The following is a 22,404-nucleotide window of genomic DNA, read 5'->3' as shown; positions in this document are numbered from 1 at the left end:
CCTAAACCGGTCAGCTTGCTGGCCGGGGTTGTGGGACGTCTCACATGGAGTTACAAAGGAACAGGTTAGGCGAAGAGGTCTGGAAAGGCCCGGCATAGAAGGTAAAAGCCCTGTAACCGAAAGTCTGTTCCCTCCGAGACGGATCCCGAGTAGTGCGGGGCACGTGAAACCCCGTATGAATCTGCCAGGACCATCTGGTAAGGCTAAATACTCCCTAGCGACCGATAGTGAAACAGTACCGTGAGGGAAAGGTGAAAAGCACCCCGGAAGGGGAGTGAAATAGAACCTGAAACCGTGTGCTTACAAGAAGTCAGAGCCCATTTTAGGGGTGATGGCGTGCCTTTTGTAGAATGAACCGGCGAGTTACGTTCCCGTGCAAGGTTAAGGTGAGAAGCCGTAGCCGCAGCGAAAGCGAGTCTGAATAGGGCGACTTAGTACGTGGGCGTAGACCCGAAACCGTGTGATCTACCCCTGTCCAGGGTGAAGGTGCGGTAACACGCACTGGAGGCCCGAACCCACGAATGTTGAAAAATTCGGGGATGAGGTGGGGGTAGCGGAGAAATTCCAATCGAACTCGGAGATAGCTGGTTCTCCCCGAAATAGCTTTAGGGCTAGCCTCGGAAAGAAGAGTCGTGGAGGTAGAGCACTGATTGGGTGCGGGGCCCGCAAGGGTTACCAAGCTCAGTCAAACTCCGAATGCCATAGACTTAGTTCCGGGAGTCAGACAGTGAGTGCTAAGATCCATTGTCAAAAGGGAAACAGCCCAGACCATCAGCTAAGGTCCCCAAGTGTGTGTTAAGTGGGAAAGGATGTGGAGTTGCACAGACAACCAGGATGTTGGCTTAGAAGCAGCCACCATTTAAAGAGTGCGTAATAGCTCACTGGTCGAGTGACTCTGCGCCGAAAATGTAACGGGGCTAAACACACCACCGAAGCTATGGCTTGATACGCAAGTATCAGGGGTAGGGGAGCGTTGTATGCAGCGTTGAAGGTGTACCGTAAGGAGCGCTGGAGCGTATACAAGTGAGAATGCCGGTATGAGTAACGAAAAGATCAGTGAGAATCTGATCCGCCGAAAGCCCAAGGTTTCCTGAGGAAGGCTCGTCCGCTCAGGGTAAGTCGGGACCTAAGGCGAGGCCGAAAGGCGTAGTCGAAGGACAACAGGTTGAAATTCCTGTACCACCGTAAACCGCTACGAGCGATGGGGTGACGCAGGAGGGTAGTGACGCGAGCTGATGGATGCTCGTCCAAGCAGTGAGGCTGATGTGTAGGCAAATCCGCACATCGATAAGGCTGGGCTGTGATGGGGAGGGAAAATTACAGTACCGAAGGTCATGATCTCACACTGCCAAGAAAAGCCTCTAGCCAGGTGAAGGTGCCCGTACCGCAAACCGACACAGGTAGGCGAGAAGAGAATTCTAAGGCGCGCGGAAGAACTCTCGTTAAGGAACTCGGCAAAATGACCCCGTAACTTCGGGAGAAGGGGTGCCCCGGTAGTGTGAATAGCACGAGGGGGCCGCAGTGAAAAGGCCCAAGCGACTGTTTAGCAAAAACACAGGTCTGTGCGAAGCCGTAAGGCGAAGTATACGGGCTGACGCCTGCCCGGTGCTGGAAGGTTAAGGGGAGCGGTTAGGAGTAATCCGAAGCTGTGAACCGAAGCCCCAGTAAACGGCGGCCGTAACTATAACGGTCCTAAGGTAGCGAAATTCCTTGTCAGGTAAATTCTGACCCGCACGAATGGCGTAACGACTTGGGCGCTGTCTCAACGAGAGATCCGGTGAAATTTTAATACCTGTGAAGATGCAGGTTACCCGCGACAAGACGGAAAGACCCCATGGAGCTTTACTGCAGCTTGATATTGGATTTGGGTACGATCTGTACAGGATAGGTGGGAGCCTTTGAAGCCTGAGCGCCAGCTTAGGTGGAGGCGCCGTTGGGATACCACCCTGATCGTATCTAGGTTCTAACCTGGTACCGTGATCCGGTGCGGGGACAGTGTCAGGTGGGCAGTTTGACTGGGGCGGTCGCCTCCTAAAGAGTAACGGAGGCGCCCCAAGGTTCCCTCAGAATGGTTGGAAATCATTCGAAGAGTGCAAAGGCAGAAGGGAGCTTGACTGCGAGACCTACAAGTCGAGCAGGGACGAAAGTCGGGCTTAGTGATCCGGTGGTACCGCATGGAAGGGCCATCGCTCAACGGATAAAAGCTACCCTGGGGATAACAGGCTTATCTCCCCCAAGAGTCCACATCGACGGGGAGGTTTGGCACCTCGATGTCGGCTCATCGCATCCTGGGGCTGAAGTAGGTCCCAAGGGTTGGGCTGTTCGCCCATTAAAGCGGTACGCGAGCTGGGTTCAGAACGTCGTGAGACAGTTCGGTCCCTATCTGTCGTGGGCGTAGGAAATTTGAGAGGAGCTGTCCTTAGTACGAGAGGACCGGGATGGACGTACCGCTGGTGCACCAGTTGTTCCGCCAGGAGCATGGCTGGGTAGCTACGTACGGAAGGGATAAGCGCTGAAAGCATCTAAGCGTGAAGCCCCCCTCAAGATGAGATTTCCCAACTAGTAAGACCCCTTGAAGACGACGAGGTAGATAGGTTGGAGGTGGAAGTGCAGCAATGCATGGAGCTGACCAATACTAATCGGTCGAGGGCTTATCCTAAAAAATACCCCAAAAAGTGAAGCGTATGCTTCGCGGATAATTCCGATTACTTTTCGGGGGACCCGGGATTTAAAACCGGGAAATGCTACGGAGAATTAAAACGCAAAACGTTTCGTATCTAGTTTTCAGGTGATCAAATCACTTGAATATAATGTCTTAGTGTATACAGCGATATGCTTGGAGAGATACCCAAGTGGCTATAAGGGGACCCTCTGCTAAGGGGTTAGACTGCGTAAGCGGTGCGAGGGTTCGAATCCCTCTCTCTCCGCCATCTGTATACTGCGTAAGATATAATAAATATGGCGGCGTAGCTCAGCTGGCTAGAGCGTACGGTTCATACCCGTGAGGTCGGGGGTTCGATCCCCTCCGCCGCTACCATAACATTTCGGAGGCTTAGCTCAGCTGGGAGAGCATCTGCCTTACAAGCAGAGGGTCGGGGGTTCGATCCCCTCAGCCTCCACCATCATATGCCGGTGTAGCTCAATTGGTAGAGCAACTGACTTGTAATCAGTAGGTTGGGGGTTCAAGTCCTCTCGCCGGCACCATCTGAATAATGCGGAACCGTGGTGTAGAGGCCTAACATGCCTGCCTGTCACGCAGGAGATCGCGGGTTCGAATCCCGTCGGTTCCGCCATTCATTTCAGTAGTTTCATCGTTTTATCTTATAAGGCTCGGTAGCTCAGTCGGTAGAGCAGAGGACTGAAAATCCTCGTGTCGGCGGTTCGATTCCGTCCCGAGCCACCTTATATGGAGGCTTAGCGAAGTGGCCAAACGCAGCAGACTGTAAATCTGTTCTCGTACGAGTTCGGTGGTTCGAATCCATCAGCCTCCACCAGTATAAGAGCCATTAGCTCAGTTGGTAGAGCACCTGACTTTTAATCAGGGTGTCGAAGGTTCGAGTCCTTCATGGCTCATCCAAGACCATTAACCGTTACGGTTGATGGTCTTTTTGTTATGATATAGGAAAGTGTTAACCGCTGGACCTTTTATACAGAAAAATGAATCGTTGATAGTAGGTATTGGACCCGGAGTGAAGATAAAAAGGCAATATCAGTGATTTTCGGAATTTGACGTGCGATATGATAAAATAATATACAAAAACGGCAAAGTGGTGGATGACATCGATGGTGGAGATGGAGACATTACGTATCAAGTTGGAGCAAATCGTCGGAGCGCCTTTGCGCATTAAGCAGTTGACCAAACAGCAGTCCGAAATCGTATTTGATCAAGCCGAGTGTCATGAGTCATCGAAAGGCAGAGATATGGATCAAAGTCATGGCTCTAACTGCAAGCTGAAAGCTTCAGTCGTAGTGGATGACCGCATCTGGTATCCCCTATATATGAAGGGAGGGCATGTCTACGCGCTGGAAGCTCCTGCGGGCGAAATCAGCATAGAGGTCATGCAGCTGATCGAGCTATTGGTTGCCCAAGTTAAACCTCAGGACAATGAATCCCTTCCAGTAGGGGTTGAAGAGGAAAGCGAAATTCTCCGTTTCGGAGCCTGGATCGTAGACCAGTTGGACCAGGAACGGGGAGATAGTGAAATTCCGGATGATCTGGATTTAAAGCGGCGGTTGACCGGTGAGATGATACCGTTTTTGCTGACATGTGAAAGCGCCTATGCTGCCGATGTCAGCCGTACCCAATTGAAAAAGCTGTTAAGGAGCTATTTTGATGGGGATGTGGTACTTGTACCTTTACGGAGTTATGAGTGGCTTGTACTGGCCAGGAAGGAGCTGGTCGTTGGTACAGGCGAGGAAAAGGACGATGATAGTTCTGAATCGGAGACCGACATGCTGTCAGCATTCTGCCTGGGGCTATACGAGCTGATCGCTAACGAATGGGTCGGTACCTTTCACTTGGCGGTAGCGCCTTCTATTTTACCGGTGAAGTCCCTTCCTTCTGCGGTTAGCCTCCTTAGAAAGACGATCTTTCTTGGCAGAACCTTTCATGTTGCGGAGCATGTCCATTTTCCGTGGGAGCTCCTGCTGGAACAGTTGATTTACGGCATTCCGCTGGACCAGCGCAAATTGTTTTTGGAGCAGGCGGGAGACTGCGGAGCGTTATTTTCAGACAATGAGACTTTGTCTACGCTTGAAACGTTTTTTCAGCTCGATTGCAATGTCAGCGAGACGGCCAAACGATTATATATTCACAGAAACACACTTTTATACCGTCTGGATAAAATCAAACAGGAGACCGGACTGGACGTCAGAAGCTTTGGTGACGCGGTTTTGGTGAAGCTCGCCATGTTATTGTATAAAGTAACGAAAAGAAAATAGGTTTTTTGTGCAGTTTGTGTATAGCCAGTCTTTAATATGTTAGTTATTATAGTACTATAAAAATGTATTCGATTTCATAATATGCACTTAAGGGGGCAAATCTCATGGCAGGTGTACGTTTAGAGCATATTTTCAAAAAATATCCGGGTTCCGACAAAGCAACGGTTAAGGATATCAGCCTTGACATTCAAGACAAAGAATTTTTGGTTCTGGTAGGACCTTCCGGTTGCGGTAAATCTACGACTCTCCGTATGATCGCAGGTCTGGAAGAGATCTCCGAGGGCAAACTTTACATTGGTGACCGCGTCGTGAACGACGTCGCTCCTAAAGACCGCGATATCGCGATGGTATTCCAGTCTTACGCTTTGTATCCACACATGAACGTATATCAAAACATGGCATTTGGTCTGAAACTGCGTAAAGTAAAGAAAGACGAAATTGACAAACGCGTTCGTGAAGCAGCCAAAATCCTCGATATCGAGCATTTGCTCGACCGTAAGCCGAAAGCACTTTCCGGTGGTCAGCGTCAACGTGTTGCCTTGGGCCGCGCTATCGTGCGTGATCCTCAAGTCTTCCTGATGGACGAACCGCTTTCCAACTTGGATGCTAAACTCCGCGGTCAGATGCGCGCTGAGATCACGAAATTGGTTAAACGTCTTGAAACGACTTGCATCTACGTAACACATGACCAAACAGAAGCCATGACCATGGGTGATCGGATCGTCGTTATGCATGACGGCATCATTCAACAAGCTGCTTCTCCGGAAGAGCTTTACAACAGCCCTAGAAACCTGTTTGTTGCCGGCTTTATCGGTTCCCCTACGATGAACTTCATTGCAGGTACCCTTTCCGAGTCCAACGGTTCTGTACGTTTCCGTTCCGAGGGACTGGACGTTGAAGTTCCAGGCGGCAAAGCACAACTTTTGAAAAGCAAAGGATATATCGGCAAAGAAGTGATCATGGGCGTACGTCCGGAAGATATCCACGAAGAGCCTGTCTTCATGGAAGCTTCTCCAAACACGATCTTTACTTCCCATGTAGATGTAACTGAAAACCTAGGCCATGAAATGCTCCTCTACCTGAGCGGCGTTGGCAGCGACACAGTTATCGCCCGTGTAGATGGACGCTCCAATACTCGTGAAGGCAGCAGCGTTCGCCTTGCGGTCGATATGAACAAAATTCATATCTTCGATAAAGAGTCTGAATTGAATGTATTGTTGACGGACTAATCCAGGCGGTATGCCTGAAATCAAGCCGCCCATAAGGGCGGCTTTTTTGAAGATTATGGGGTTATTTTAAGATATCAGAAAGTATAACTTCGGGGGAAACGCATCCTGATATCGCAAGAAAAATTACAGCTAAAGGTGTTCTGTCTGCTGTGATAGTACGTCAATAGACGTTTTTCTTAAGATATCAGAAAGTATAACTTCGGGGGGAAACGCATCCTGATATCGCAAGAAAAACTACAGCTAAAGGTGTTCTGTCTGCTGTGATAGTACGTCAATAGACGTTTTTCTTAAGATATCAAAAAGTATAACTTCGAGGAAAACGCATCCTGATATCGCAAGAAAAACTACAGCTAAAGGTGTTCTGTCTGCTGTGATAGTACGTCAATAGACGTTTTTCTTATGCTTTTAATCTGCGTAGAAACTATGGCAACCCGCATTTTGACATGACAAGCAAAAATCGCGGATAAAATGCATCCCTTCCTCTATGAACCTACTTCGATCGCCGTTTTTCTATTAGGAGTATGCTGGTTATTCCTCTGCTAAGATTGCATTCATTGGAAATTTCCTATACGATGATTACATTAGATTCGCAAGAATCGTCTCGGACAGCATAAGGCTGGATTCTGAGCCAACCGGACAGAAAGGGAGACATCGAATGGCTAAAAAAGTAAAAGTGGCAGAATTAGTACAGCAATTTCAGCTTGAAGTCATATCCGGTGAGCAGGGCTTAAAGCGGATTATTACAACCGATGATTTGAACCGACCAGGGTTGGAAATGGCCGGTTATTTTGAGTACCATCCTCAAGAGAGGGTTCAACTGCTGGGAAGAACGGAGTTGGCCTTTTTTAGCATGCTCAAGCCCGAGGAACGCCGGGAACGCATGGAACGGCTGTGCGGTGAAATGACGCCGTGCATCGTGGTTACCCGTGGTCTGGATGTGCCTGAGGAGCTCGTCAAGATCAGTCAGGAGAAACAGCTTCCCGTACTGCGCAGCAGTATGGCGACGACCATTTTGCTCAGCCGGATTACCGGATTTTTGGAAAGAAAATTAGCGCCAACGACAACCATCCACGGCGTACTATGTGATGTTTATGGTGTCGGAATGCTGATTACCGGCAGCAGCGGAATCGGTAAAAGCGAGACGGCGTTGGAGCTCGTCAAAAGAGGGCATCGTTTGATTGCCGATGATGCGGTCGAAATCCGCCAAACCTCGGACAGCCAGCTTCACGGTACCGCACCCGAACTGATCCGTCATCTGCTGGAGATCCGCGGCGTGGGCATTATCAACGTGATGACGTTGTTCGGTGCAGGAGCGATCCGCAACAACAAGCGTATCACGCTGGTCATCAAACTTGAGGCTTGGCAGCAGGACAAACAATATGACCGTCTCGGCCTTGATGAGGAGACGACAAGAATCCTCGATACGGATGTTCCTCTCGTGACAATCCCTGTTCGTCCTGGACGAAACCTAGCCGTTATTATCGAAGTTGCTGCGATGAACTACCGTTTGAAGCAAATGGGTCTCAACGCAGCCCTGCAGTTTACCAATAAACTGACCGCGACGATTGCGGAAGACATGGATGATATGGATTAGGAGAGTGAAAAAATGGCCACATTGCTTCTCAATCCGATCGCATTCTCGATTGGATCCTTGCCCGTGCATTGGTACGGCCTGATTTTGGGGCTGGGAGCGCTGGCGGGGCTTTTGCTGGCAATCCGTGAGGGCAAACGATTTGGCATCGAGCCCGAATTTTTCATGGACTTGCTGCTGCTAGGCGTACCTTCGGCTATTATTGGCGCGCGTATTTATTTTGTTGCGTTCAAATGGGATGACTATAAAGATCATCTGGTGGATGTATTCAAAATTTGGAACGGCGGTATTGCGATTTACGGTGCTTTAATCGGTGCGATCATTTGCGCCATCATTTACTTCCATTATAAAGGATATAACTTTTGGCAGATTGCCGATATTTGTGCCCCCGGTTTGTTGACCGGTCAAATGATCGGCCGTTGGGGCAACTTCGTTAACCAGGAAGCCTACGGCGGTCCAGTAAGTGAAATCTTTTTACGGGACAAACTCCACCTGCCTAATTTTATCGTCGATCAAATGAACGTACAGGGAGTTTACCACCACCCGACCTTTTTATATGAATCGTTATGGAGTTTTGTAGGCATCCTGATTCTGTTCATTCTCCGTCGTCAGAGATTTTTGCGTTCAGCCGAGCTGTTTCTGTCCTACTTTATCTGGTATTCGATCGGCCGGTTCTTTATTGAAGCGGTGCGCACGGACTCCCTGGCCTTTATCGGTCCAAACTGGCTGGCATCGCTGATCAACGGTCTCTGGCAGCCAATGGTGTGGCTGGGCTTCGAGCAAGGGGAACTCGATCCGATGTATGGCAATGTACGTATTTCGCAGCTGCTCGCCATATTGATTGTCATTGTGGCTGTCACAATGATTATCGTGCGCCGTACAACCGGAAGAGCGGAGGTCCGCTACTTAGATCCGATTTATTCAACGAAGGCGGGTGCGGATCATGTACCTGACACGGTAGTTCAGGAGCATACCGCAGAAGAGGAAACAACTCCGGCTCCATCAGTTTCTGATCATGAAACCGTGGATGCGGAGGACAAAAAGGAGTAATTGCAGCATGATTGATACCATACTTTTTGATCTGGACGGAACGATCATTGATACGAATGAACTGATTATCACCTCGTTTATGCATGTGCTGGAAAAACACAGTCTTAAGCCGCTCACCCGGGAGCAAATCATCCCGAAGATGGGGGCGACGCTTGAGCAGCAGCTGCAGCATTTTTCCGGAATGGGTGATATTACGGCATTGATGGCAACCTATCGTGGCTATAACGATGAACATCATGATGCGATGGTTCGGCTGTTTCCGGGTGTTGAGGAAGTTGTGAAACAGCTGCATGCCAAAGGCATTCGTCTGGGTGTGGTGACAACGAAAAATAAACCCGGCACAATCCGGGTTCTGGAGATGTTCGACCTGCAAAAGTATATGGGAGCCGTCGTCACGCTGAATGATGTGGATCATCCTAAGCCGCATGCTGAGCCGGTCCTCAAAGCGGTTGAGAAAATCGGCTCCGAGCCTTCCCGGACACTGATGGTTGGGGACAGCCCGATGGATATTTTGTCGGCAAAAGCGGCAGGAGTGCAGTCGGCCGGGGTAGCTTGGTCATTAAAAGGCGAAGACGTACTGACGGAATACAAACCGGACTATATGCTGCAGGATATACGTGATCTATATATGCTGTTAGAACAGGAGTAAGTCGTTGTGAGAAAAGTGACGCGGTATCCGGTAGAGGGGCCAAACGCGCTTTGGCAAATCTACAAAACCGTCAGCCCTTGGAAAGGTGTCAAAAACTTCATTTGTATCCAGACGGCACGTTATTGTCCGATTTTATCTGTTAAAAACTGGATCTATCGCCATCTGCTCGGCATGAAGGTCGGTGAGCACACGGCATTTGGCCTGATGGTGATGGTCGATGCGTTTTTTCCGGAAAAAATCACGATCGGCAGCAATTCGGTTATCGGTTACAATACGACCATTTTGGCACATGAATATTTGATTCATGAATATCGGCTTGGCGAGGTGATCATCGGCAATAATGTGCTGATAGGCGCTAATACGACGATTTTGCCCGGGGTAACCATTGGGGACGGCGCGGTTATCGCCGCAGGAGCAGTAGTTCACAAGGATGTGGCGGCCGGAGCTTTCGTTGGCGGTAATCCGCTGCGGGAATTGAAACCTGCCGCGAATTCGGATAAATCGATCGAACCTGCGGAGTAAGCAGGCTTCTTCCTTAAGCCGCCGACGGCAAGATCGCAAACGAACCTCACTATAAAATAAAATGAGTGTCAGCAGGATTGTTGATGAAGTAGAAGCTGCCCGGAATTGTGCCGGGCGGTTTTTTTGGGCATCTTAGAAAAAAGATTATACAATGAGGATAGGAAAATCAGGCGAATAAAGGAAGTGAAGTGAAGAGGGCGGATGCGTATGCTGCATCGTTGACGAAGGTTACATTTCGTGTTAATATAACCATTATTCTTTACTTTGTTAGCAAGGTAGCACTTTAATGTGATAAAATATAAAATATACATATAAATAAACTAAGAATAGAGTGGGGTGAAGGGTGTGTCGAAACCAAAGGGTTTTGAAAAGCCGGTTGGTGTCCGTGATTATCTGCCATATGCCGTAGATAAGCTGCGTATGATCGAGCGGAATGTGCTTGAATGCATGAGTCGATGGGGGTACCGGCAGATAATGACGCCAACCATGGAATTTTACGATACCGTAGGCGTCGCAAGTTCCACGTCGGATCAGAAGCTGTTTAAGCTTCTCAATCATCGCGGCACCACATTGGTGCTTCGTTCGGATATGACTTCTCCAATCGCGCGGGTGGTATCCTCTTTGCTGAAGGAGGAGCCGCTGCCGATCCGTCTTTCATACCATGCCAATGTGTTCCGGGCATTCGAAGAGGAAGCGGGGCGAGAGGCTGAGTTTTTCCAAACGGGGGTTGAACTGGTAGGAGACGACTCGCCGGACGCTGATGCGGAGGTTGTGGCATTGGCTATTGAGTCGCTGAAGGCGGCGGGAGTCGCAACGTTTAAAATCGCGATGGGCCATGTCGGTTTTCTGAACGGATTATTGGAGGAAGTACTAAGCAGCCATGACCATGAGCAGCAAGTACTGAAAAAGCAGCTTCTGGACCGTGACTACGTCGGCTTCCGCAAAGCCATTCAAGATCTTGACATATCCGATTCACAACGAATGAAGCTGGAGGGCGTATTGCGGCTGCGCGGGGGCAAAGAGATCTGCGATCAAGCCATAGAGCTGAGCGGGCATAACCTTGCACGCAATTCTATCAACCATTTATGCAAAGTATGGGAAGTGCTTGAGGCATATGGGGTATCCGAGCATGTCCTGATCGATCTGACCATGATTGGGGATTTTTCCTATTATACCGGCATGACGTTTGAGGGTTATGCAGCCGAGCTGGGTTTCCCGGTATGCAGCGGCGGTCGGTACGACAATTTGCTGCGCCAGTTTGGAAGGGATGTGCCTGCGACGGGGTTTGCACTGAAAACCAACCGCATTTTGGACGGCGTAAAAGGCAATGTAGGGGAAGCGGAGCTCCCTGTATTGATCAGATATAACCCAGCCGGGCGCAAGAAGGGACTTGCACGTGCGGGAGTGCTGAGGAAAGAAGGCAAGTCGGTTGTTACGCGGCTGCTTCAGGACGAAAGCGAAGGGCTTATGGCGGATTCCGAGCTGTATGGGCAAATTGAGACCTTTATCTAATGAGCATAAAAAATATATAACTTGAACTAAAGAAAAGGAAAAGGAATAGGCAAGAGGAGGAAAGATTTACGGAGAAGCGAAGCGTTCGCCTAAAAGCTTTCCGTAGGAAAGCTAGCATCGTAAGAGTATGCTTTGTGAGCGGATTTCGACATGAATGAGGTCAAATCATAGAAATCCGGGAACAACAGCGATCGTAAGAACATTTCATCCGGCTGCCTTCATCCGTACCATTGTTGGTTCAATTTATATAAAAAGGAGGGAGAACGTTGGCGGATATATTAAAGGTGGCAATGCCCAAAGGACGGATTTATAAAAAGGCCGCAGATTTGTTCCGTGCAGCCGGACTCATGATTCCAACGGAGGTGGACGAAACCCGCAAGCTGGTGATCGATCTGCCGGAACTGGATATGGAGTTTATACTCGCCAAACCGGTGGATGTGCCGACCTATGTCGAGTACGGAGCCGCGGATATCGGTATTGTCGGGAAGGACGTGCTGATGGAAGAAAACCGGGATGTATACGAGCTGCTTGATTTGGGCATCGCCCAATGCCGCATGTCGGTGATTGGATTGCCCGACTGGATGCCGGGCATTCAGCAGCGGGTGGCTACGAAGTACCCGAATGTAGCTTCCCAGTATTTCCGGGAGCAGGGACAGCAGGTAGAGGTGATTAAGCTCAACGGCTCGATTGAGTTAGCGCCGCTCATCGGCCTTGCCGACCGTATCGTCGATATGGTGGAAACCGGGCAAACGCTCAAGGAAAACGGGCTGGTGGAGATGGAGCGGATTTTCGATATTACGAGCCGGTTAATTGCCAACCGGGTAAGCTACCGGATGAAAAACGGGCCTATTCAATCGTTATGCGACCGTCTGCAGCAGGTGATTGCCGCAAAGATCTAAAACAACGGACTGTGTGGTGACTTACGGGCCCGAAAAAGGGTAAAGCGAGGAGTGACGATAAATGAAAATCGTGTCATTACAAGATTTTGACCTGCGGAGAGAGGTTGACTACGGAACTCCGCAGCAAAATGAACGGGTTAAACAAATTGTCAATGACGTCAAAGCTGAAGGAGACGCGGCGCTGCTCCGCTACACCAAGGAACTGGACCACGCCGAGCTTTCCGCCGGCATGCTGCGGGTAACGGAGGCCGAATTGAGTGCCGCGTATGAACGGGTGGAGAATTCTTTTATTCAAGCCATCTCGACAGCGGCTAAAAATATCCGTGCATTTCATATGCGGGAGAAACGGAATTCCTGGATGGATCTCCAGCCGGACGGTAGTATCCTGGGCCAGATTATCCGGCCGCTGAAACGTGTGGGCGTTTACGTTCCCGGCGGCAAGGCGGCTTATCCCTCCTCCGTCCTGATGAACGTGATTCCGGCCCAGGTGGCCGGCGTGCCCGAAATCGTCATGGTTACGCCGCCATCGACCGGCGGATCCGAAGGAATTAATCCTTATATATTGGTAGCGGCTGCAGAGGCAGGCGTAAACGAAATATACCGCGTTGGAGGGGCGCAGGCTATTGCCGCACTTGCTTATGGCACGGAAACCATCGCTCCGGTCGATAAAATATGCGGGCCTGGCAATATTTACGTGGCGCTCGCGAAGCGGGAGGTTTATGGCGCCGTTGACATCGACAGCATAGCCGGACCCAGCGAGATTGTGGTGCTGGCGGACGAGTCGGCCGATCCGGAATACGTCGCAGCCGACCTGCTTTCACAGGCCGAGCATGACGAAATGGCATCCGCCATCCTTGTTACGCCGTCACGCGAGCTGGCAAGCCTGGTGGCCGCCGAGGTGCAGCGCCAGCTAGAGCTGCTGCCTAGACGGTCCATTGCTTCCGCATCCGTTGAAAACTACGGAGCCATTATTGTGACGGAATCGCTGCATGAAGGCATTGCCGTAGTCAACGCCCTTGCGCCGGAGCATTTGGAGCTGATGGTGGCGGATCCGATGGCCTATGTCGGTTTGATTGAAAATGCCGGTGCGATATTTCTGGGGGCATATAGCTCCGAACCGGTCGGGGATTATTTTGCCGGTCCGAATCACATTATTCCGACCAATGGCACGGCGCGGTTTTCCTCGCCGGTGGATGTGGATGATTTTATTAAGAAATCAAGCATGATTTATTACAGTAAAGAAGCCCTGATGCAAAATGGAGCGGCGATTATGGAGCTGGCGCGGGGCGAAGGGCTGGAAGCACATGCCCGGGCGATCGAAGTCCGGCTGAAACGGGAAGGAAAGGCGGGAGAAGTAAATGGAGTTTAATCAGAACAACGGAACAAGAAGCTCAAGTATTAGCCGGAAAACGAACGAAACCGATATCAAGCTGGCATTCGCCGTCGATGGGACTGGCGTTTCTGAATTGGAAACGGATGTGCCGTTTTTGAACCATATGCTGGATCTGTTCGCCAAACACGGTCAATTCGACTTGAAGGTACAGGCCCGGGGGGATATTGAGATTGATGATCACCATACGGTGGAGGATATCGGGATTTGCTTGGGACAAACGCTGCGGGAGGCGCTCGGAGATAAAAAAGGCATCAAACGGTATGCCAACGTCTTCATACCGATGGACGAGGCGCTTGCGCAGGTCGTAATCGACGTCAGCAACCGTCCGCATTTTGAATACCGTGCGCAGTATCCTTCTTCCCAGGTAGGAAGCTTCTCCACGGAGCTTGTGCATGAGTTTCTATGGAAGCTCGCACTTGAGGCCCGCATTACTCTTCACGTTATCGTGCATTACGGACAAAACACGCATCATATGATTGAAGCGGTATTTAAAGCGCTGGGCCGCGCGCTTGACGAAGCAACCTCCATTGATCCGCGCGTGATGGGCGTTCCATCCACGAAGGGAGTGCTGTAAGTGAGTATCGCGATCGCGGACTACGGCATGGGCAATCTGCACAGCGTCAGCAAAGCCGTGGAGCGTCTCGGAGCCGAGGCGCTTATCACGGGCGATCGGACGGAGCTGCTTGCAGCCAGCGGCATTATTTTGCCGGGTGTCGGTGCTTTTGGCGATGCCATGCGGCATTTGCAAGAGAGCGGGCTTGCCGAGGTCATGAAGGAAGCTGCCGCTTCCGGGAAACCGCTGCTTGGCATTTGTCTTGGCATGCAGCTCCTGTTCGGGAGCAGCGAGGAGCACGGGCAGCATGAGGGGCTGGGCATTTTGCCGGGACGGGTGATCCGTTTTCCACAAGGAGATTATAAAGTGCCGCATATGGGGTGGAACCGGCTCGAGTTCCTGCAAAAGAACGATCCGCTGCTGGCGGGACTTGCGGAAGGACATGTTTATTTCGTGCATTCCTATCATGTTCTTCCGGAAGTGGAGTCGGATTTGCTTGCGGTAACGGATTACGGACAGCCGGTAACGGCGATTGTCGGGCGCGGCCAGGTATACGGGATGCAGTTCCACCCGGAAAAAAGCGGCGAGCTTGGCATGGAGCTGCTTGGGCGCTTTTTGAAGCTGTGCGGCGTACCTGTTAAAAGATAAGCACTGATTCGAAACAAGTGAAATGTACGAATATGGGGAAGCGGGGGAGCTATTTCATGTCATCATTCATCATTTATCCGGCCATTGATATCCGGGGCGGCAAATGCGTCCGGCTGATTCAAGGGGATTACAATCAGGAAACGGTTTATAACGACAGCCCGCTGGCTGCGGCCAAAGCGTGGGAAGCTCAGGGCGGAGCTTATATCCACTTGGTCGATTTGGATGGGGCAAAAGCCGGCCATCCGGTGAACGATGAGGTGATCGGGGCGATTGCTTCCGGCGTCAACGTTCCGGTTCAGGTCGGAGGCGGCCTGCGAACGCTTGCCGATGTGAAGCGTCTGCTTTCTCTTGGGGTGAGCCGGGTTATCATCGGTACCGCAGCGATTGAAGATCGGGCATTTACGGAAGAAGTGCTTGGCACGTACGGCGATAAAGTTGCGATCGGCATTGATGCCAGGAATGGATACGTGGCGACACGCGGCTGGCTGGAGACATCCGAGGTAAAGGCCGAGGAACTTGCCAAAGAATTGGCTGCAAAGGGTGCGGAAACCTTCATTTTCACGGATATTTCAAGGGATGGCATGATGCAGGGCCCCAATGTGGACGCAATCGTAGCTTTGGCTAAAGGCAGCGGCCGCACAGTCATTGCCTCAGGAGGCGTTAGCGTGCTTGATGACTTGATCCGGCTGCATGAGTATCGAAATGAGGGTGTCGGCGGCGCGATCGTAGGCAAAGCTTTGTACACGGGCAGCATTGATCTGGCCGAGGCGGTAAACACATTAAAATAGAGTTGGTAGAGCGGCATATGGGCATCGGGTGAGGGGGGCGATTAACGCAAAACCCGTATATCTCGCCAATATCGCCTTTAAACAATGATGAAGCGGTTCATGGCGGCTTAGGCTGCCGGGAACATAAGCACTATCGATGCAAAGGAGAGAATGCCATGCTGGCAAAACGCATCATCCCGTGTCTGGACGTAAAGGACGGCCGGGTGGTTAAAGGGGTTCATTTCGAGAATCTGCGCGACGCAGGCGATCCGGTCGAGCTGGCGGCGCTCTATGACCGGGAGGGTGCCGACGAGCTGGTATTTCTGGATATCTCGGCTTCCGTGGAAGGCCGCGAAACGATGACAGAGATCGTCCGCAAAACAGCAGGCGAGATTGCCATTCCGTTTACGGTCGGCGGAGGGATTTCCAAGGTCGATGATATGAAAAGAATTCTCCGCGCCGGCGCAGATAAAATCGGAATCAATACGGCGGCTGTCCTGAACCCGCAGCTGATTGCGGATGGTGCGCGGTATTTTGGCTCACAATGCATTGTTGTGGCTGTGGACGCCAAGTACAACGATGCGTGGGGCGAATGGGAAGTGTATACGCATGGCGGCCGCAAACCTTCGGGAGTCCGGGCGCTTGAGTGGGTGCGGAAAGCGGAAGAACTCGGAGCCGGTGAAATTCTCCTGACAAGCATGGATGCCGACGGCACGAAAGACGGTTTCGACATTTCCCTTACCGCGGCGGTGTCAGATGCAGTCCGGATTCCGGTTATCGCTTCGGGCGGCGCAGGCGCCAAGGATGATTTTGTCGAAGTGTTTACGAAAGGTAAAGCGGACGCGGGGCTTGCAGCCACGATATTCCACTATAAGGAGATTTCGATACCGGAACTTAAAGGACATTTAAAGCAAAAAGGAGTTGAGATCAGATGAGCGGGCAAAGAGAGCTGCAGTCATGGGAACAGGTGCTTGGAAGCATCCATTTTGACAAGGAGGGGCTTGTCCCGGCAATTGTTCAGGATGCGGCGAGCAAAGAAGTGCTGATGATGGCTTACATGAACCGGGAGTCGCTGCAGCGCACGATGGAAACCGGCGAAACCTGGTTCTGGAGCAGATCACGTCAGGAGCTGTGGCATAAAGGCGGGAGTTCAGGCAATACGCAAAGGGTTGCCTCCGCTCATTTTGACTGCGACGGGGATACCCTCCTGTTTCTGGTGAAACCGGCGGGCCCGGCATGCCATACCGGGGAGCGGACCTGTTTCTACCGTGAAATTACGTCCTCTTCTATCACAGTTGCTGCATCAAACGGCAGCGAGGCTGGAGGGGACAGACACCGGTTTGCGGTGCTGGAGGAGCTGGAACAGGTCATTGCCGAGCGGGAAAAAGAACGTCCTGAAGGCGCCTACACAACCTATTTGTTTGAAAAAGGCATCGATAAAATTCTCAAAAAGATTGGAGAAGAAACGGCGGAAACGATCATCGCGGCTAAAAACAAGGATAACGCCGAACTTCGCCTTGAGGTTAGCGACCTGATCTATCACCTGCTTGTTCTGCTGCAGGAGCGGAAGCTCCCCCTGGATGAAATTATGGCGGAACTGGATCGGCGCCACGAGCGTCCGCGCAGAGACTAGGAGGCGAGCCCTAAGCCATGATGATCGATTATCATACGCATCACGTCCGCTGCGGACATGCGGTAGGCGAGCTTGAAGAGTACATTCGCCGCGGCATCGAACTCGGATTGGACCAAATCGGCTTGTCGGACCATATGCCGCTCATTCATGTCGATCCCGCCTCGTATTATCCGGAAATGGCCATGCCAATGGATGAGCTTCCGCGTTACGTGGAGGAATGTTTGAGTCTGAAGGAGAAGTATAAAGAGCAAATAGATATACGCGTAGGTCTTGAGGGCGACTACATCGAAGGCTGGGAAGAAGAGATTGAACGGATCATCCACGCCTATCCTTGGGATTATGTCATCGGTTCCGTCCATTTTCTGGGGGAGTGGGATATAACGGATCATCGTCAGGTTCATGGTTGGGATGGCCGCGACAGACTGGATGTATACCGAACCTATTATGATGCCGTACAAAAGGCGGCTGCGACCGGATTTTACGATATCATGGGCCATTTGGACGTCATTAAACGATTTGGCTATCATCCGGGAGCGGAAGCGGCGGCAGAAGTGGAAGCCCTTGAAAATGTCGCGCTGGCGGCTGTAGCTCGCAGCGGTGTTGTCATGGAGCTGAACGCCTCCGGTTGGACCAAACCCTGTGCGGAAATGTTCCCGTCCGAACGAATGCTGCGAGAGGCATTCAGGTTGGGCATTCCCATGACGGTGGGATCGGACGCCCATGACCCAAAGAAGCTTGGGGAGAATCTCGACCGCGCAAGAAGCGCGCTCTGGGAGATTGGTTTCCGTGAGCTGGCGGTGTTCGAGAAACGGCAGAAAACAATGGTGCCTCTGGAAGTCTAACTACGGGTATGGGGAGGAGTATATGCAGCATAAGGTGCGTATTTTTTCTGGATCGTCAAATCCTTTGTTGGCCCAAAGCATCTGTGAAAGTCTGGGAGCGGAGCTTGGGGATGTTACGATATCCCGGTTTAAAAACGGCGAGATTTACGTCAATTACGAAGAAAGCATTCGGAACTGCGACGTATTTCTCGTGCAGTCGTTTTCGCATCCGATCAATGAGATGTTCGTGGAACTTCTGGTTATGATCGATGCGGCCAAACGTGCTTCGGCACGGACGATCAACATCGTAGTGCCATACTATGGATATGCAAGGCAGGAGAGAAAGTCGGCGCCTCGTGAACCGATTTCCGCCAAAATGGTCGCCGATGTCCTGACGACTTGCGGGGCGAGCCGGGTCATTACGATCGACTTGCACGCGCCGGCGATCCAGGGGTTTTTTAATATCCCCGTGGATCATTTGACGACTCTGGATCTGATTGGCGATTATCTAAAGTCGCTGAATCTCGCCCGAATGGTGATTGTTTCCCCGGATGCGGGCCGGGCCAAAACGGCCGAGAAGCTGGCCAATTATCTGGATTCCCCGTTTTCGATCATGTTCAAGAAACGGCCTGCCCATAACGAATCGGTCATTACCCATGTCATCGGCGATGTAGAGGGGCGGACTCCGGTTATTATCGAGGACCAGATTGATACCGGCTCAACCATTGTCAATGTGGTCGAAAGCCTCCGCGAGCGGGGGGCCTCCGAAGCCATTGTGTGCGCTACACATGGAGTGTTCTCTGATCATGCGCTGCAGCGTTTGAACCATCCCCATATCCGGGAAGTGGTTGTGACGGATTCGATAGCCGCTTCCGGGGATCGGCCCGAATGGTTGAAGGTTTTGACTGTTGCGCCCATATTGTCTACAGCTGTACGAATTATATTGGAAGGCGGGTCGCTCGCCACTTTGTTCAAAGACGCCGGAGTCTAGCACTTCGGTGTTTTTTTGTGTTTCGGGCACCAAATCCGAGCATGATCGAACCGATAAAAATGATAGGCGTAAGCGGAGCAAATCCCGCCTGAATAACAAGATAACAGACTGTTTCATATGATAGATATTGCCTTAGATGCGCTATTAAAGTTATGGTATACTGTTCAGGATAGATGAATCTAGCATTTGTCTTCGGGTAGAATGTTATTTGCAACTTAAGGGAGGTGCCTTGCTTATATGGAGGAAGATCATCTAAAGGCCGAGGACCTACAACATAAAGTCATACCCATTCATATGAATGCCAACTTCTTTTTTGAACGTGCCGTCCGGTCGCTGGACCGCTTTCGTTACGATAAGGCATTAAAATATTTTCGCAAAGCTGTTGAATATGAACCGGAAAATCCGGTCAATCATTGCAATATGGCGGGTATATTATCAGAGATGGGCGATTATGAGGGTTCAAACGCCGTTCTTTTCGATATCTTGGAGCATGTCGATGCTTCCATGACGGAATGTTATTTCTATATGGCGAATAACTTTGCCAATATGGAGAATTTTGAAGAGGCCGAACGTATGCTGGTCAAGTATTTGGAAGAAGATCCAGAGGGACAGTTTCTGGAAGAAGCCGAAGAAATGATGGAGCTGTTCCAATCCGAGCTTGAACGTCCCCCGGTGAAGGTAAACCGGATCCGAAGCCGTGAAGGCGTGATGGAGCACGAACAAGCGCGGGCTCTGATGGAAGAAGGGAAATTCGCTCAAGCGGCTGAACTTCTGGAGCAGATTGTGCAGGAGCAGCCCGACTTTCTGGCAGCGCGCAATAATTTGGCGCTTGCTTACTATTATATGGGCTTGTTCCGGAAAGCCAAAGCTACGATCGCCGAGGTGCTGGAACTCGAAGAAGGCAATGTGCACGGATTATGCAATTTGGCGATATTTTACCAGCATGAGGGGGATACTATATCCTTGAATCCTCTGCTGAGAATGCTCGAAGTACTTGTTCCCTTTCACAGAGAACATGTGTTTAAACTGGCCACCACCATGGGAATCCTGGGAAAACACGAGGCGGCCTACAGACATTTTCGCCGGCTTTTGAAAGATTCGGAGCTAAATGGGGACCCAAGTCTTCATCATTTTACGGCAGTTGCCGCCTTTAACAGCGGTCGTTTTCGGGAAGCAGGGCAGTGCTGGCGCAAGCTGCAGAAGTTGGATCCGGCATCCGACATTCCGGGTTTTTATCTCGATCAGCTGGAACGGTTCGATCTGACAGGCAAGCAAGGATATGAACTAAGCTATCATTACCATCTGCCGTTTGAGGAACAGCTCAAGCGCTGGGAGAAGGATGAAAGCGGGCTCTGCGAGGAAGTAAAGACCAATCCGATGATCCGGTCATCGTTTTTCTGGGCGCTCCGTTATGGAGATAAGGCAACCAAACTTCAAGTGATTCGCGCATTGGGCTGGATCGCCGATGAAGAGGTGAAGGAGACGCTTGAGACTTTTCTGAAGGAGCCGGACGAACCCGCGGAGCTGAAAAACGAAGCTTTGCGCGTTTTGGCCGAAATGGGGCTCGAAGACACCTCGCAGGCAATTTTGGAAGCGAGCGCCGCTTCGTCTTCTTCCATGGTCGCAGAGACGCAGCTAGCTTACACATACCAAGGCGGCGACACGCTGCAGGCGGTTGTCGATCAGGCACTGCTTCATATGGATGAAACGGCAGGCCGCGAGCAGAAAAAACATCTGCAAAACTTGTGGTATCAATTTTTGGGCAAGCTGTATCCGGATAAGCCAATCATCCGGCATACGGAGGGATGGTCGGCGGCGCTTGAGTATTTGACGTCCAAACAGCACGGCGGCTCCGTTACTTATCAGGAAGTGGCGCAGCGGTACGGCATTTCCCCATCGACCGTGAGCCGGTATGCCAAACGCATCGACAGTGTCTGCTCCCTCAAAGAGGAGAAGGATGACATGTTCTGTCCTTTTACGGAAAATGTCTAGGGAAATTCCTGTTCAATCCTTTATTTCGTTCCCCATCTGGATTTCAGGTTCCAGCCTATTGTGAGTGTTCAAAAAGGTCGGTTTTCAGCATCGAGAATTGAACAACCTCTTATTGATGATTTACCCTAAAGGAGGCTAATAGTATGTACAAATCCATTATTATCGGAACTGGTCCCGCCGGACTTACGGCTGCCATTTATTTGGCCCGCGCTAATATGAAGCCGTTGGTAATCGAAGGTATGCAGCCCGGCGGACAGCTGACAACAACGACGGAAGTTGAGAACTTTCCGGGTTTTCCAGACGGCATTATGGGGCCGGAATTGATGGACAACATGCGCAAGCAGGCTGAACGATTTGGCGCGGAGTTCAAGACCGGCTGGGTAAACAAAGTGGATTTTTCCAAACGCCCGTTCAAGCTTAGCGTGGAAGGCATGGGCGAAGTAGAAGCCGAAACCGTGATTGTCTCCACAGGCGCTTCCGCTAAATATTTGGGGATTCCGGGAGAGCAGGAGAATATTGGACGCGGAGTCAGCACCTGCGCTACTTGCGACGGATTTTTCTTCCGCGGCAAAAAAATCGTGGTTGTGGGCGGTGGCGACTCCGCGATGGAAGAGGCAAACTTCCTTACCCGTTTTGCCTCCAGCGTCACGTTGGTGCATCGCAGGGATGAGCTGCGGGCATCGAAAATCATGCAGGACCGCGCCCGTGGCAATGGCAAAATTGATTGGTCGCTGAACCGTAATCCGCTGGAAGTTGTTGCAGGCGAAAACGGCGTAAAAGGCCTCAAGGTGCTCAACAATGAAACCGGGCAAGAAGAGCTGATTGAAGCCGACGGAATTTTCGTGGCAATCGGACACACGCCGAATACCAAATTCCTGGATAATCAGGTTACGACCGATGAAGTTGGATATATTGTCGTGAAGCCGGGTACGACGGAAACCAATATTCCGGGCGTGTTCGCGTGCGGAGACGTTCAGGACGTGCGCTACCGCCAGGCGATTTCCGCAGCGGGTACCGGCTGTATGGCTGCGATGGACTGCGAGAAGTTTCTGGAAGGCAGCATGGTCCATGACTGGAGCGAAACGCTGTAACAATTATATAAATAAAAAGGAGCTTGTCCCAAGGTTAATGAACCTAGGGGCAGCTCCTTTTTTGGCCTCAACATCATATTAGTACATGATAATAGGCGAGGTAGCGGAGGGGACGGAATCGA

18 protein-coding genes, 8 tRNA genes and 1 rRNA gene (1 of these 27 running past the window's edge) are annotated in these 22,404 nt (G+C 51.1%); all 27 read left to right on the top strand.

Annotated features, from left to right (window positions below):
* A 23S ribosomal RNA gene (locus L6442_RS31795) occupies positions 1-2,659 on the top strand (it extends 270 nt beyond the left edge of the window).
* Between the two features lie 179 nt (positions 2,660-2,838).
* Positions 2,839-2,930, top strand: a tRNA-Ser gene (locus tag L6442_RS31790).
* A 30-nt stretch (positions 2,931-2,960) separates the two neighbouring features.
* Positions 2,961-3,037: transfer RNA gene (locus L6442_RS31785), tRNA-Met, on the top strand.
* A gap of 9 nt (positions 3,038-3,046) precedes the next feature.
* Positions 3,047-3,122, top strand: a tRNA-Val gene (locus L6442_RS31780).
* 6 nt (positions 3,123-3,128) lie between these two features.
* A tRNA-Thr gene (locus tag L6442_RS31775) sits at positions 3,129-3,204 on the top strand.
* A 12-nt stretch (positions 3,205-3,216) separates the two neighbouring features.
* A tRNA-Asp gene (locus L6442_RS31770) sits at positions 3,217-3,293 on the top strand.
* A 34-nt stretch (positions 3,294-3,327) separates the two neighbouring features.
* Positions 3,328-3,400 (top strand) — tRNA-Phe (locus L6442_RS31765).
* Between the two features lie 8 nt (positions 3,401-3,408).
* Positions 3,409-3,494: transfer RNA gene (locus L6442_RS31760), tRNA-Tyr, on the top strand.
* Positions 3,495-3,500: 6 nt separating this feature from the next.
* Positions 3,501-3,573 (top strand) — tRNA-Lys (locus L6442_RS31755).
* Between the two features lie 210 nt (positions 3,574-3,783).
* Entirely contained in the window at positions 3,784-4,941 is a 1,158-nt protein-coding gene (locus L6442_RS31750) for a PucR family transcriptional regulator (protein WP_237100146.1), read from the top strand.
* 104 nt (positions 4,942-5,045) lie between these two features.
* Positions 5,046-6,170, top strand: coding sequence for an ABC transporter ATP-binding protein (locus tag L6442_RS31745; protein ID WP_212979915.1), 1,125 nt, complete (start codon positions 5,046-5,048; stop codon positions 6,168-6,170).
* A 655-nt stretch (positions 6,171-6,825) separates the two neighbouring features.
* The gene (hprK, locus tag L6442_RS31740; protein ID WP_194234967.1) at positions 6,826-7,764 is read left to right on the top strand and encodes an HPr(Ser) kinase/phosphatase; all 939 of its coding nucleotides are present in this window, start codon (positions 6,826-6,828) and stop codon (positions 7,762-7,764) included.
* A gap of 12 nt (positions 7,765-7,776) precedes the next feature.
* On the top strand, positions 7,777-8,811 hold the full coding sequence (gene lgt, locus L6442_RS31735) for a prolipoprotein diacylglyceryl transferase (protein ID WP_212979914.1): 1,035 nt from the start codon (positions 7,777-7,779) through the stop codon (positions 8,809-8,811).
* A gap of 7 nt (positions 8,812-8,818) precedes the next feature.
* Positions 8,819-9,460 carry a pyrophosphatase PpaX gene (gene ppaX / locus L6442_RS31730; RefSeq protein WP_212979913.1) on the top strand — a complete coding sequence of 214 codons (642 nt, stop codon included), beginning with the start codon at positions 8,819-8,821 and terminating at the stop codon, positions 9,458-9,460.
* A gap of 6 nt (positions 9,461-9,466) precedes the next feature.
* On the top strand, positions 9,467-9,982 hold the full coding sequence (locus L6442_RS31725; RefSeq protein ID WP_212979912.1) for an acyltransferase: 516 nt from the start codon (positions 9,467-9,469) through the stop codon (positions 9,980-9,982).
* Between the two features lie 345 nt (positions 9,983-10,327).
* On the top strand, positions 10,328-11,494 hold the full coding sequence (locus tag L6442_RS31720) for an ATP phosphoribosyltransferase regulatory subunit (RefSeq protein ID WP_212979911.1): 1,167 nt from the start codon (positions 10,328-10,330) through the stop codon (positions 11,492-11,494).
* A 266-nt stretch (positions 11,495-11,760) separates the two neighbouring features.
* A complete protein-coding gene (gene hisG, locus L6442_RS31715; protein ID WP_212979910.1) occupies positions 11,761-12,393 on the top strand; it encodes an ATP phosphoribosyltransferase in 633 nt (210 codons plus the stop codon).
* 61 nt (positions 12,394-12,454) lie between these two features.
* The gene (gene hisD / locus L6442_RS31710) at positions 12,455-13,762 is read left to right on the top strand and encodes a histidinol dehydrogenase (RefSeq protein WP_212979909.1); all 1,308 of its coding nucleotides are present in this window, start codon (positions 12,455-12,457) and stop codon (positions 13,760-13,762) included.
* A complete protein-coding gene (gene hisB, locus L6442_RS31705; RefSeq protein WP_212979908.1) occupies positions 13,752-14,360 on the top strand; it encodes an imidazoleglycerol-phosphate dehydratase HisB in 609 nt (202 codons plus the stop codon). The genes hisD and hisB overlap by 11 nt, the downstream gene beginning before the upstream one ends.
* Positions 14,361-14,987, top strand: a complete 627-nt coding sequence (gene hisH, locus L6442_RS31700) for an imidazole glycerol phosphate synthase subunit HisH (protein ID WP_212979907.1) — start codon at positions 14,361-14,363, stop codon at positions 14,985-14,987.
* Between the two features lie 56 nt (positions 14,988-15,043).
* Complete coding sequence (hisA, locus tag L6442_RS31695; protein WP_212979906.1) at positions 15,044-15,775, top strand: 1-(5-phosphoribosyl)-5-[(5-phosphoribosylamino)methylideneamino]imidazole-4-carboxamide isomerase; 732 nt, start codon at positions 15,044-15,046, stop codon at positions 15,773-15,775.
* A gap of 155 nt (positions 15,776-15,930) precedes the next feature.
* The gene (gene hisF / locus L6442_RS31690) at positions 15,931-16,689 is read left to right on the top strand and encodes an imidazole glycerol phosphate synthase subunit HisF (protein ID WP_212979905.1); all 759 of its coding nucleotides are present in this window, start codon (positions 15,931-15,933) and stop codon (positions 16,687-16,689) included.
* Entirely contained in the window at positions 16,686-17,387 is a 702-nt protein-coding gene (gene hisIE / locus L6442_RS31685) for a bifunctional phosphoribosyl-AMP cyclohydrolase/phosphoribosyl-ATP diphosphatase HisIE (RefSeq protein WP_212979904.1), read from the top strand. The genes hisF and hisIE overlap by 4 nt, the downstream gene beginning before the upstream one ends.
* A 17-nt stretch (positions 17,388-17,404) precedes the next feature.
* Positions 17,405-18,229: a histidinol-phosphatase HisJ gene (hisJ, locus tag L6442_RS31680; protein WP_212979903.1), complete on the top strand. Its 825-nt coding sequence runs from the start codon at positions 17,405-17,407 to the stop codon at positions 18,227-18,229.
* 22 nt (positions 18,230-18,251) lie between these two features.
* A complete protein-coding gene (locus L6442_RS31675) occupies positions 18,252-19,199 on the top strand; it encodes a ribose-phosphate diphosphokinase (RefSeq protein WP_212979902.1) in 948 nt (315 codons plus the stop codon).
* A gap of 237 nt (positions 19,200-19,436) precedes the next feature.
* The gene (locus tag L6442_RS31670; protein ID WP_212979901.1) at positions 19,437-21,191 is read left to right on the top strand and encodes a tetratricopeptide repeat protein; all 1,755 of its coding nucleotides are present in this window, start codon (positions 19,437-19,439) and stop codon (positions 21,189-21,191) included.
* 143 nt (positions 21,192-21,334) lie between these two features.
* Positions 21,335-22,282, top strand: coding sequence for a thioredoxin-disulfide reductase (gene trxB / locus L6442_RS31665; RefSeq protein WP_194234982.1), 948 nt, complete (start codon positions 21,335-21,337; stop codon positions 22,280-22,282).
* Positions 22,283-22,404: the final 122 nt, after the last annotated feature.

Origin of the sequence: Paenibacillus azoreducens (assembly GCF_021654775.1) — a bacterium.
GTDB lineage: Bacteria > Bacillota > Bacilli > Paenibacillales > Paenibacillaceae > Paenibacillus_AQ > Paenibacillus_AQ azoreducens.
Note: the sequence above shows the minus strand (reverse complement) of the source record. Positions and strands in the feature narration are given on the sequence as shown.

Bases quoted from the DNA above. Each gene is read 5' to 3' on its own strand.
- ppaX (WP_212979913.1), top strand. From the start codon at position 8,819: ATGATTGATACCATACTTTTTGATCTGGACGGAACGATCATTGATACG.
- hisJ (WP_212979903.1), top strand. From the start codon at position 17,405: ATGATGATCGATTATCATACGCATCACGTCCGCTGCGGACATGCGGTA.
- L6442_RS31750 (WP_237100146.1), top strand. From the start codon at position 3,784: ATGGTGGAGATGGAGACATTACGTATCAAGTTGGAGCAAATCGTCGGA.
- L6442_RS31670 (WP_212979901.1), top strand. From the start codon at position 19,437: ATGGAGGAAGATCATCTAAAGGCCGAGGACCTACAACATAAAGTCATA.
- hisF (WP_212979905.1), top strand. From the start codon at position 15,931: ATGCTGGCAAAACGCATCATCCCGTGTCTGGACGTAAAGGACGGCCGG.
- hprK (WP_194234967.1), top strand. From the start codon at position 6,826: ATGGCTAAAAAAGTAAAAGTGGCAGAATTAGTACAGCAATTTCAGCTT.
- hisA (WP_212979906.1), top strand. From the start codon at position 15,044: ATGTCATCATTCATCATTTATCCGGCCATTGATATCCGGGGCGGCAAA.
- lgt (WP_212979914.1), top strand. From the start codon at position 7,777: ATGGCCACATTGCTTCTCAATCCGATCGCATTCTCGATTGGATCCTTG.
- L6442_RS31675 (WP_212979902.1), top strand. From the start codon at position 18,252: ATGCAGCATAAGGTGCGTATTTTTTCTGGATCGTCAAATCCTTTGTTG.
- trxB (WP_194234982.1), top strand. From the start codon at position 21,335: ATGTACAAATCCATTATTATCGGAACTGGTCCCGCCGGACTTACGGCT.
- hisIE (WP_212979904.1), top strand. From the start codon at position 16,686: ATGAGCGGGCAAAGAGAGCTGCAGTCATGGGAACAGGTGCTTGGAAGC.
- hisD (WP_212979909.1), top strand. From the start codon at position 12,455: ATGAAAATCGTGTCATTACAAGATTTTGACCTGCGGAGAGAGGTTGAC.
- hisB (WP_212979908.1), top strand. From the start codon at position 13,752: ATGGAGTTTAATCAGAACAACGGAACAAGAAGCTCAAGTATTAGCCGG.
- L6442_RS31745 (WP_212979915.1), top strand. From the start codon at position 5,046: ATGGCAGGTGTACGTTTAGAGCATATTTTCAAAAAATATCCGGGTTCC.